At 41.0% G+C, this 12,220-nt stretch carries 5 protein-coding genes and 1 pseudogene; all 6 read right to left on the minus strand.

Annotation, left to right across the window (positions count from 1 at the left end; genetic code table 11):
* Window positions 1–121 precede the first annotated feature (121 nt).
* The 6 genes and pseudogenes from BST91_RS09205 to BST91_RS13540 all read right to left on the minus strand — a co-directional run bounded on the left by BST91_RS09205 (window position 122) and on the right by BST91_RS13540 (window position 12,217).
* Window positions 122–2,101: an OmpA family protein gene (locus tag BST91_RS09205; protein ID WP_085775229.1), complete on the minus strand. Its 1,980-nt coding sequence runs from the start codon at window positions 2,099–2,101 to the stop codon at window positions 122–124.
* Window positions 2,102–2,119: 18 nt separating this feature from the next.
* Window positions 2,120–3,055 (minus strand): PorP/SprF family type IX secretion system membrane protein, encoded by a 936-nt coding sequence (locus BST91_RS09210; protein ID WP_042280475.1) that lies wholly within the window; start codon window positions 3,053–3,055, stop codon window positions 2,120–2,122.
* A 62-nt stretch (window positions 3,056–3,117) separates the two neighbouring features.
* Window positions 3,118–10,229: pseudogene (locus BST91_RS09215) on the minus strand (Ig-like domain-containing protein).
* A complete protein-coding gene (locus BST91_RS09220) occupies window positions 10,226–11,323 on the minus strand; it encodes an Ig-like domain-containing protein (RefSeq protein WP_085775231.1) in 1,098 nt (365 codons plus the stop codon). The pseudogene BST91_RS09215 and the gene BST91_RS09220 overlap by 4 nt, the downstream one beginning before the upstream one ends.
* A gap of 11 nt (window positions 11,324–11,334) precedes the next feature.
* Window positions 11,335–11,952, minus strand: coding sequence for an Ig-like domain-containing protein (locus BST91_RS09225; protein ID WP_085775232.1), 618 nt, complete (start codon window positions 11,950–11,952; stop codon window positions 11,335–11,337).
* 160 nt (window positions 11,953–12,112) lie between these two features.
* On the minus strand, window positions 12,113–12,217 hold the full coding sequence (locus BST91_RS13540) for a hypothetical protein (protein WP_169709788.1): 105 nt from the start codon (window positions 12,215–12,217) through the stop codon (window positions 12,113–12,115).
* Window positions 12,218–12,220 lie beyond the last annotated feature (3 nt).

Here is a 12,220-nt window from a genome sequence, read left to right on the forward strand (position 1 = left end):
TATTAATAACATTTTCTTTTAAACCTTTACAATGGCCCAACAAAGCAATAGGAATAATAAATTTAAAAAAATGTATTTCTAATAATTAGATATGAGCTATGGCTTCAATCTTTTTTTACGATTATTTACCTACCACGATAAACTCAGATCTTCTGTTAAGTTGGTGTTGTTCCTCGGTACAATCAACACCATTTGAACATTCGTTAACCAATTGAAATTCTCCATAACCTTGAGCTGTCAATCTATCTGCATTGATACCTTTCATTATTAAATAAGCCCTAGTAGACTTGGCTCTGCGGTCACTTAATTTCATGTTATATAAATCTGGCGCACGGCTATCTGTATGGGATCTAATATCTACTTTAACAGTAGGAAATGCCTTCATAAATTGTAACACTTTTTGCAGTTCAACTTCTGCATCAGGTCTTATATTTGATTTATCAAAGTCAAAATAGATCATAGGTATATCCAGCACGCTAGCTAGATCATCACCGATTTGGAGGTTCTTAATCTTATCATCGATAGACCTTTTTAATGATATAGGTAAATCTATGGTAGCAATAACATCTGGTGTTGTTGTTACTGCATCGGCAGGAGCATACTCTTCTTTGGATGCTTGGATGGAATATGTTGATTCACATAGCACTGTAAAGGAATAAGCCGCGTCCTTTTTAACAATTACTCGTTCTACCTCGTTATTATCTACATCTAAAAGAACAACGGTTGCTCCTGGGATTAATTCTCCCGTTTCTTCATCTGTTACTACTCCTACTATTTCATCTTTACAAGCTAAAGGTTTGTTTTGCTTTAAACTATATATATCATCAAGACCTTGTCCTGATTTTCTATTTGAACTAAAGTAACCCGTCATATTGCTATCCTTAATGACAAATGAAAAGTCATCGTAAGAACTATTAATAGGTTTTCCTACATTGGTGATTTTTAACTTTTCGCTATCATGGGCTTCTGCAAGTGAAGTCACAAAAACATCTAATCCTCCTAATCCCATGTGTCCTGTAGATGAAAAATAAAGATCCTCTTTTTCTGAAATAAATGGGAATAACTCCTTCCCTATTGTATTTACAGCAGCAAGATTCACAGGCTCTGATAAGGTGCCTGTCGAATCTATTTCAACATACCAGATATCTGAACTACTCTTTCCATCCAAACCTAGTACACTTCCAGGTCTATCGCTAGAGAAATACAACCTAGATTCTTCTTTATTTAAAGCTGGGTGAGCTGTTGACCACTCGTCGCTATTGATTGCTAGTTCTTCTATATTTCCCCATCCGTCTTCTGTTTTACTAGCTCTAAATATTTTCAACTTATTTATTTCATCTTTGCTTTTCTTATACTTTTTATTGAAATAATTATTGCTGGTGTAATAGATCGTTTGACCGTCTTTCGTGAATACTGCATTACTTTCATGAAATTTAGTATTCAACTTTTGATCGCCATTTCCAAATTTTCTAGGATTAACAAGTTCTAAACTTGTACTATCAATTTGAGCAACGTATAAATCTAAAAACTGTCGTTCACTCCATTTATGACGTCTGTTAATCATAGAAGCAGAATCCTTTGAACTTGCATATACCACTTCATTACTCCCATTAAGATAAGCGGTTCCAAATTCTTGAGACTCACTATTTATCTCTAAATTTTTAATGGTATATCTCCATGATTGAAGTTCAATCATCTCAAGATAATTTTTATCGTTTACAAAAATTTCAGTAAAAGAATCTGCTCCTTTAATTTTTTGATATTCTATTAATAACGCATCAGCCTTATCGTAATCCTTTACCGCTTTTAAACTTTGAACATATCTAAAATAGTATTCACTTTCTATCGCGCCATCGTTATTCTCAAATAGTTTTGTATACCATTTGTGTGAATTTGAATAGTCGTTATTGAAGTAATAAGTATCTCCTAGTTTTTTATAGACATTACTTGTTCCGTAACCGTCCTCCACCATATTTAAATACATTTGTTGTGCATCTATAAAAGCATACTCATCATATACTTTATCTGGCTCTATTACATTTCTATCTTGAGCGAGAGATATCGTGGAAACTAATCCTAGTATAACAATTAAATATTTCATTGTAACTTTTTAATTTTATTAAAAGAATCTTGGTGTGATAATTCTATCGTAGCTGTTGAACAATTCAAATCGCAAGAATAATTCATAACTACCATCGTTGTATATCGCATTACCTAATTCTGTAGTCTCGCGATCATAGGCAAATCCTATCATCATTTGATCACTTATTTGAAATCCTACTAATCCGGTAACAGCAGCACTCCACCTATAGGCCGCTCCTACTGTGAACTTCTCGTTGAATAAGAAATTTGCCGTTAAGTCAACCTGTAAAGGTGCTCCTTGTACCATCTTTACTAGTCCAGCTGGCTTGAACTTAATGTTATCATTTAAATCAAAAACATATCCCACAGTTCCAAATAAGTGTATACGCTCCTCTGCTATAAACGTGGCTGAACTCGTGTCGTTATCCTCATCAAAATGATCCGTCTGTAATAAATTAGGCGAACTCAATCCTACGTAAAACCTATCCGTATGATAATACAGTCCTAATCCTACAGTAGGTGACAATCTATTGTCTACATTCTCACTCAATCTAGGATCTCCTGGATCAAAAATATTTAGCTTATTAAAGTCAACATTTAACACGTGGATTCCTCCCTTAAGTCCAAAACTTAATCTTGCCTCGTCTCCTACAGGAATCGTATAACTAAAATCTGCCGCTACATAGGTCTCATCAGCTGGTCCTATTTCGTCATTTACAACACTCAAACCTAATCCTACTCTACTATTGGCAATAGGAGTATGAAACGACAAGGTTTGTGTGCGTGGTGCTCCATCCAATCCAACCCATTGACTACGATGTAATCCAACTATACTCGCTACACCGCGATTACCAGCATAGGCCGGATTTATAACTATCGGATTATACATATACTGACTGTACTGTGGATCCTGTTGAGCTGTTAACGCTTTCGCGAAAGCGAAAAAAACAAAGACAACTATTAATTTTTTCATGCTTGTATTCTTAATAATTAATCTAGACTTAGACTTCCATCTAAGCCTAGATTTATTTCATTTTATCTGATGTATAAATAACCGGCCAATTTCTGAGTTTTTCCAAAATCATCTATATATTCTACTACATAGAAGTATGTACCAGTCGGTAATTTCTCACCTTGCTCGACGGTAACTCGTCCTTCTGAAACACCTTCAAACCTACGAGTTTCATTATCGTAATTCTCAGTGTTATAAACCTCAATACCCATCTATTATAGATATGAACTGTATTCTCAAAATTCTCAATTCCTTCTAATATGAAGTAATCATTTCTACCATCCTCATTAGGCGTAACGGCATTCCATACTCTTATTCGACGTGGATCTGAATCTAGATAATCTGGAATTCCATCACCATCGATATCACTAGTATCTCCTGTGTTTGGATCACCATCTCCATCTGGATTTGGCCCTTCATCCATAGTATCAATTCCATCGCCATCATCGTCTGTATCTAGGTAGTCTGGTATGCCATCGCCATCAGAGTCTTGATCGGTAGGATCATTATCACCATCGTAGTCTTCAAAAATCGTATCTACACCATCTCCATCATCATCGGTATCAAAAACATCTGGAACACCATCTCCATCTGTATCGCCTCTTGTAAGTTCCACTCCATTTGGAACATTATCCATATCACAATCTGCATCTAACCATTCTTGAGAAGGTGTTGTTGATTGATCATCTAGATTAACGCTACATGCATCTTGTGGATCTGTAGGATCTCCACCGTTTGGAGGGAATAATTCATCAATATTGGATACGCCATCTCCATCACAATCTAAGGCATCCCATGCTCCTGATGCTAGACTTACGTCTTGTGATATTGAGTCATAATCACATGGATCTTGAGTATCAGTCCCATCGATTAATTCCTGTCCGTTAGTTACTCCATCACCATCACAATCTAACATAGCCCATTCATCACTTGGAGATATTGTCTGACTAGTGGTAAGATAATCACAAGGGTCATTTAGATCAGTACCGTCTGCGATCTCATCACCATTAGTAACTCCATCACCGTCACAATCTGCATCTAGAAAATCGCCTCCTTGAGTTAAAGTAATACTTCCTACTATTAGATCACAAGGATCAATTGGATCAGTCCCATCGATTATTTCATCACCGTTAGTAACACCATCACCATCACAGTCTAGCGCATTCCAAACGGATGTTACTATTGTTAAATCTTGGCTATTCACATCATAATTACAAGGATCTTGTGGGTCGGTTCCATCATTTAATTCGGTACCGTTTGAAACACCGTCACCATCACAATCAGCACCTTGCCACGCTGGAGAGGTAACAGACACATCCTGTTGTGATGCATCGTAATCACATGGGTCATTAGGATCTGTTCCTGCTGTTAATTCGTCTCCATTAGTCACTCCATCACCATCACAGTCTGCTGACAAATAGTCTCCTGATTGAGCTACCGTAATACTTCCAACATTTAAATCACACGGATCGTTTGGATCAGTTCCGTCTGCTATCTCATCAGCATCGGTCACTCCATCTCCATCACAATCTACTGTGCTCGTTACTGCTACGGTTATTTGTGACACGTTGTAATCACATGGATCGTTAGGGTTAGTTCCATCTGGTGTACTTGGATCTCCATCTGGACCATTAATCTCATCAGCATCCGTTACTCCATCTCCATCACAATCTACTGTGCTGGTCACTGGAACTGTAATACTACCTTGATCATAATCACAAGCATCTGTTGGATCGGTTCCGTCTGCAATCTCATCAGCATCCGTTACTCCATCTCCATCACAGTCTACTGTGCTGGTTACTGATACCGTAATATCTACAACATTATAACTACATGCATCGTTTGGATCGGTTCCGTTTGCTATCTCATCAGCATCCGTTACTCCGTCTCCATCACAATCTACGGTACTTGTTACCGCTACTGTTACACTTGCTGGATCATAACTACACGCATCGTTCGGATCGGTTCCGTCTGCTATCTCATCAGCATCTATCACTCCATCTCCATCACAATCTACTGTGCTTGTTACTGCTACTGTTATTTGTGATACGTTGTAATCACACGGATCGTTAGGGTTGGTACCATCTGGTGTACCTGGATCTCCATCTGGACCATTGATCTCATCAGCATCGATCACTCCATCTCCATCACAATCTACTGTGCTCGTTACTGCTACAGTTACGCTACTTACGTTATAACTACAAGCATCGTTTGGATCGGTTCCGTCTGCAATCTCATCGGCATCTATCACTCCATCTCCATCACAATCTACTGTGCTCGTTACTGCTACAGTAATATCTACAACATTGTAACTACACGCATCGTTTGGATCGGTTCCATTTGCTATCTCATCAGCGTCAGTTACTCCATCTCCATCACAATCTACGGTACTTGTTACCGCTACTGTTACACTTGCTGGATCATAACTACACGCATCGTTCGGATCGGTTCCGTCTGCTATCTCATCAGCATCTATCACTCCATCTCCATCACAATCTACTGTGCTTGTTACTGCTACTGTTATTTGTGATACGTTGTAATCACACGGATCGTTAGGGTTGGTACCATCTGGTGTACCTGGATCTCCATCTGGACCATTGATCTCATCAGCATCCGTTACTCCATCTCCATCACAATCTACTGTGCTGGTTACTGGTACAGTTACGCTACTTACGTTATAACTACAAGCATCGTTTGGATCGGTTCCGTCTGCAATCTCATCGGCATCTATCACTCCATCTCCATCACAATCTACTGTGCTCGTTACTGCTACAGTAATATCTACAACATTGTAACTACACGCATCGTTTGGATCGGTTCCTGCGGCTATCTCATCAGCGTCAGTTACTCCATCTCCGTCACAATCTACTCCACTTGTTACTGCTACTGTTACACTTGCTGGATCATAACTACACGCATCGTTTGGATCGGTTCCGTCTGCTATCTCATCAGCATCGGTTACTCCATCTCCATCACAATCTACTCCACTTGTTACTGCTACTGTTATTTGTGATACGTTGTAATCACATGGATCGTTAGGATTGGTACCATCTGGTGTACCTGGATCTCCATCTGGACCATTGATCTCATCAGCATCCGTTACTCCATCTCCATCACAATCTACTGTGCTCGTTACTGCTACAGTTACGCTACTTACGTTATAACTACAAGCATCGTTTGGATCGGTTCCGTCTGCAATCTCATCGGCATCTATCACTCCATCTCCATCACAATCTACTGTGCTCGTTACTGCTACAGTAATATCTACAACATTGTAACTACACGCATCGTTTGGATCGGTTCCATTTGCTATCTCATCAGCATCAGTTACGCCGTCTCCATCACAATCTACTCCACTTGTTACTGCTACTGTTACACTTGCTGGATCATAACTACACGCATCGTTTGGATCGGTTCCGTCTGTAATCTCATCAGCATCGGTTACTCCATCTCCATCACAATCTACTCCACTTGTTACTGCTACTGTTATTTGTGACACGTTGTAATCACATGGATCGTTAGGATTGGTACCATCTGGTGTACCTGGATCTCCATCTGGACCATTGATCTCATCAGCATCGATTACTCCATCTCCATCACAGTCTACTGTGCTGGTTACTGGTACAGTTACGCTACTTACGTTATAACTACATGCATCGTTTGGATCGGTTCCGTCTGCAATCTCATCAGCATCTATCACTCCATCGCCATCACAGTCTACAGTACTTGTTACTGCTACAGTAATATCTGCAACGTTGTAGCTACATGCATCGTTTGGATCGGTTCCTGCTGCTATCTCATCAGCATCAGTTACGCCGTCTCCATCACAATCTACTCCACTTGTTACTGCTACTGTTACACTTGCTGGATCATAACTACATGGATCGTTTGGATCGGTTCCGTCTGCGCATTCTGCAGAATTAGTAACACCGTCACCATCACAGTCTTCAAAACCAATTGAGTTTGCTGGATCGCTGGTCAAAATTAGACAGACATCAACCGTTCCAGATGTTACATCGTCACAATCAATAACAACAGTTATGGATACATTACCTACATCAGTTAATCCATCTTCATCTTCTAGCGTATAGTCAAAACTAACACTTGTTAAATTTGGTCCAGGCGTAACGTCTAATGTTCCATTAGTCTGAAGTGTTACCGTAGTACCATCACTTAAGGTTACTGTAGATCCTGGTGCTATCGGAGTTACTACTCCTGTTGCTGGATCGATGATCTCGGTAATCGTCAAATTAGCATTGTCGCCGTCTGGATCATCATCACCGTCTAATACATTGATATTGATCAAAGTTTCTGTATCTGTAGTAGCTACTTCATCATCTGCTACTGGTGGTAACTGAGTGAAAGTTATATCTACCATACCTGTATCAGTTAAACCATCTTCATCTGCAACTGTGTATTCAAAACTAATCGGCTCAGTGCTATCCGTTACTGGAATAACATTTAAGGTTCCATCTGGATTTAGCTCTACTACCGTACCATCGGCTAATGTCACTGGTGAACCTACCGATATCGCCTGACCTTCTACCTCAGTGATTGTCAAGTTTGCATTATCGCCATCTGGATCATCATCGCCAGCTAACGCATCTACCGTAATCGGTGTATTGATCGTCTGGTTTGATAGAATCTCATCATCTGCTACTGGTGGTAACTGAGTGAAGGTTATATCTACCATACCTGTATCAGTTAAACCGTCTTCATCTGCAACTGTGTATTCAAAACTGATCGGCTCTGTGCTATCCGCTACTGGAATAACATTCAAGGTTCCGTCTGGATTTAACTCTACTACCGTACCATCAGCCAAAGTCACTGGTGAACCTACCGATATCGCCTGACCTTCTACCTCGGTAATTGTCAAGTTTGCATTATCACCATCTGGATCATCATCGCCAGCTAACGCATCTACCGTCACTGGTGTATTGATCGTCTGATCCGCTAGAATCTCATCATCTGCTACTGGTGGTAACTGGGTGAAGGTTATATCTACCATTCCCGTGTCAGTTAAACCGTCTTCATCTTCTAAGGTATACTCAAAACTAATCGGCTCCGTACTGTCTGTAGCCGGTGTAACATCTAAGGTCCCGTTTGTCTGAAGGGTTACCGTAGTACCATCACTTAAGGTTACTGTAGATCCTGGTGCTATCGGAGTCACTACTCCTGTTGCTGGATCGATAATCTCGGTAATCGTCAAATTAGCATTGTCGCCGTCTGGATCATCATCACCGTCTAACACATTGATATTAATAGGTGTGTTTATAGCTTGATCTGTTAAACTCTCATCATCTGCTACTGGTGGTAACTGAGTGAAAGTTATATCTACCATACCTGTATCAGTTAAACCATCTTCATCTGCAACTGTGTATTCAAAACTAATCGGCTCAGTGCTATCCGTTACTGGAATAACATTTAAGGTTCCATCTGGATTTAGCTCTACTACCGTACCATCGGCTAATGTCACTGGTGAACCTACCGATATCGCCTGACCTTCTACCTCAGTGATTGTCAAGTTTGCATTATCGCCATCTGGATCATCATCGCCAGCTAACGCATCTACCGTAATCGGTGTATTGATCGTCTGGTTTGATAGAATCTCATCATCTGCTACTGGTGGTAACTGAGTGAAGGTTATATCTACCATACCTGTATCAGTTAAACCGTCTTCATCTGCAACTGTGTATTCAAAACTGATCGGCTCTGTGCTATCCGCTACTGGAATAACATTCAAGGTTCCGTCTGGATTTAACTCTACTACCGTACCATCAGCCAAAGTCACTGGTGAACCTACCGATATCGCCTGACCTTCTACCTCGGTAATTGTCAAGTTTGCATTATCACCATCTGGATCATCATCGCCAGCTAACGCATCTACCGTCACTGGTGTATTGATCGTCTGATCCGCTAGAATCTCATCATCTGCTACTGGTGGTAACTGGGTGAAGGTTATATCTACCATTCCCGTGTCAGTTAAACCGTCTTCATCTTCTAAGGTATACTCAAAACTAATCGGCTCCGTACTGTCTGTAGCCGGTGTAACATCTAAGGTCCCGTTTGTCTGAAGGGTTACCGTAGTACCATCACTTAAGGTTACTGTAGATCCTGGTGCTATCGGAGTCACTACTCCTGTTGCTGGATCGATAATCTCGGTAATCGTCAAATTAGCATTGTCGCCGTCTGGATCATCATCACCGTCTAACACATTGATATTAATAGGTGTGTTTATAGCTTGATCTGTTAAACTCTCATCATCTGCTACTGGTGGTAACTGAGTGAAAGTTATATCTACCATACCTGTATCAGTTAAACCATCTTCATCTGCAACTGTGTATTCAAAACTAATCGGCTCAGTGCTGTCTGTCGCTGGAATAACATTTAAGGTCCCATCTGGATTTAGCTCTACTACCGTACCATCGGCTAATGTCACTGGTGAACCTACCGATATCGCCTGACCTTCTACCTCAGTGATTGTCAAGTTTGCATTATCGCCATCTGGATCATCATCGCCAGCTAACGCATCTACCGTAATCGGTGTATTGATCGTCTGGTTTGATAGAATCTCATCATCTGCTACTGGTGGTAACTGAGTGAAGGTTATATCTACCATACCTGTATCAGTTAAACCGTCTTCATCTTCAACTGTGTATTCAAAACTAATCGGCTCAGTGCTATCCGCTACTGGAATAACATTCAAGGTTCCGTCTGGATTTAACTCTACTACCGTACCATCAGCCAAAGTCACTGGTGAACCTACCGATATCGCCTGACCTTCTACCTCGGTAATTGTCAAGTTTGCATTATCACCATCTGGATCATCATCGCCAGCTAACGCATCTACCGTCACTGGTGTATTGATCGTCTGATCCGCTAGAATCTCATCATCTGCTACTGGTGGTAACTGGGTGAAGGTTATATCTACCATTCCCGTGTCAGTTAAACCGTCTTCATCTTCTAAGGTATACTCAAAACTAATCGGCTCCGTACTGTCTGTAGCCGGTGTAACATCTAAGGTCCCGTTTGTCTGAAGGGTTACCGTAGTACCATCACTTAAGGTTACTGTAGATCCTGGTGCTATCGGAGTTACTACTCCTGTTGCTGGATCGATGATCTCGGTAATCGTCAAATTAGCATTGTCGCCGTCTGATCATCATCACCGTCTAACACATTGATATTAATAGGTGTGTTTATAGCTTGATCTGTTAAACTCTCATCATCTGCTACTGGTGGTAACTGAGTGAAAGTTATATCTACCATACCTGTATCAGTTAAACCGTCTTCATCTGCAACTGTGTATTCAAAACTGATTGGCTCTGTGCTGTCTGTCGCTGGAATAACATTTAAGGTCCCATCTGGATTTAGCTCTACTACCGTACCATCGGCTAATGTCACTGGTGAACCTACCGATATCGCCTGACCTTCTACCTCAGTGATTATCAAGTTTGCATTATCGCCATCTGGATCATCATCGCCAGCTAACGCATCTACCGTAATCGGTGTATTGATCGTCTGGTTTGATAGAATCTCATCATCTGCTACTGGTGGTAACTGAGTGAAGGTTATATCTACCATACCTGTATCAGTTAAACCGTCTTCATCTTCAACTGTGTATTCAAAACTAATCGGCTCAGTGCTATCCGCTACTGGAATAACATTCAAGGTTCCGTCTGGATTTAACTCTACTACCGTACCATCAGCCAAAGTCACTGGTGAACCTACCGATATCGCCTGACCTTCTACCTCGGTAATTGTCAAGTTTGCATTATCACCATCTGGATCATCATCGCCAGCTAACGCATCTACCGTCACTGGTGTATTGATCGTCTGATCCGCTAGAATCTCATCATCTGCTACTGGTGGTAACTGGGTGAAGGTTATATCTACCATTCCCGTGTCAGTTAAACCGTCTTCATCTTCTAAGGTATACTCAAAACTAATCGGCTCCGTACTGTCTGTAGCCGGTGTAACATCTAAGGTCCCGTTTGTCTGAAGGGTTACCGTAGTACCATCACTTAAGGTTACTGTAGATCCTGGTGCTATCGGAGTTACTACTCCTGTTGCTGGATCGATGATCTCGGTAATCGTCAAATTAGCATTGTCGCCGTCTGGATCATCATCACCGTCTAACACATTGATATTAATAGGTGTGTTTATAGCTTGATCTGTTAAACTCTCATCATCTGCTACTGGTGGTAACTGAGTGAAAGTTATATCTACCATACCTGTATCAGTTAAACCGTCTTCATCTGCAACTGTGTATTCAAAACTGATGGCTCTGTGCTGTCTGTCGCTGGAATAACATTTAAGGTTCCATCTGGATTTAGCTCTACTACCGTACCATCGGCTAATGTCACTGGTGAACCTACCGATATCGCCTGACCTTCTACCTCAGTGATTATCAAGTTTGCATTATCGCCATCTGGATCATCATCGCCAGCTAACGCATCTACCGTAATCGGTGTATTGATCGTCTGGTTTGATAGAATCTCATCATCTGCTACTGGTGGTAACTGAGTGAAGGTTATATCTACCATACCTGTATCAGTTAAACCGTCTTCATCTTCAACTGTGTATTCAAAACTAATCGGCTCTGTGCTATCCGTTACTGGAATAACATTCAAGGTTCCGTCTGGATTTAACTCTACTACCGTACCATCAGCCAAAGTCACTGGTGAACCTACCGATATCGCCTGACCTTCTACCTCGGTAATTGTCAAGTTTGCATTATCACCATCTGGATCATCATCGCCAGCTAACGCATCTACCGTCACTGGTGTATTGATCGTCTGATCCGCTAGAATCTCATCATCTGCTACTGGTGGTAACTGGGTGAAGGTTATATCTACCATTCCCGTGTCAGTTAAACCGTCTTCATCTTCTAAGGTATACTCAAAACTAATCGGCTCCGTACTGTCTGTAGCCGGTGTAACATCTAAGGTCCGTTTGTCTGAAGGGTTACCGTAGTACCATCACTTAAGGTTACTGTAGATCCTGGTGCTATCGGAGTTACTACTCCTGTTGCTGGATCGATATCTCGGTAATCGTCAAATTAGCATTGTCGCCGTCTGGATCATCATCACCGTCTAACACATTGATATTAATAGGTGTGTTTATAGC

This window comes from Nonlabens tegetincola (assembly GCF_002117085.1).
Lineage (GTDB): Bacteria > Bacteroidota > Bacteroidia > Flavobacteriales > Flavobacteriaceae > Nonlabens > Nonlabens tegetincola.

Bases quoted from the DNA above. Each gene is read 5' to 3' on its own strand.
- BST91_RS09225 (WP_085775232.1), bottom strand. From the start codon at position 11,952: ATGGTAGATATAACCTTCACCCAGTTACCACCAGTAGCAGATGATGAG.
- BST91_RS09210 (WP_042280475.1), bottom strand. From the start codon at position 3,055: ATGAAAAAATTAATAGTTGTCTTTGTTTTTTTCGCTTTCGCGAAAGCG.
- BST91_RS09205 (WP_085775229.1), bottom strand. From the start codon at position 2,101: ATGAAATATTTAATTGTTATACTAGGATTAGTTTCCACGATATCTCTC.
- BST91_RS09220 (WP_085775231.1), bottom strand. From the start codon at position 11,323: ATGGTAGATATAACTTTCACTCAGTTACCACCAGTAGCAGATGATGAG.